Source organism: Bradyrhizobium cosmicum (assembly GCF_032290525.1).
GTDB lineage: Bacteria > Pseudomonadota > Alphaproteobacteria > Rhizobiales > Xanthobacteraceae > Bradyrhizobium > Bradyrhizobium cosmicum_A.
On sequence record NZ_JASXTA010000489.1, the window covers coordinates 1 to 246 of the forward strand.

Genomic DNA, 246 nt, shown 5'->3' on the forward strand with positions numbered 1-246 from the left:
GCGCAGGTCATCGACGATGGCATCGCGGCTGGAGCGCGTGAAGCGCGTCCCGAGATGGACGAGATAGAGGAACCAGTTCACCTCGGTCGCTTCGGGAGCCACATAGGGCGGCTTGATACCTTCGAAGGATTGCATATGCGCATTGTAGAGCTGTTCGGCGAGCCGGCGTCGCTCCAGGATTTCGTCGAGGCGCCTTAGCTGCGCAAGGCCCAGCGCGGCTGTGATATCGCTCATGCCGGCCTGGTG

At 62.6% G+C, this 246-nt stretch carries 1 protein-coding gene; it reads right to left on the reverse strand.

Going from position 1 to position 246, the window contains the following annotated elements:
• A partial coding sequence (locus QSV46_RS40675) for a DegT/DnrJ/EryC1/StrS family aminotransferase (protein ID WP_314964389.1) occupies window positions 1-246 on the reverse strand: 246 nt, incomplete at both ends.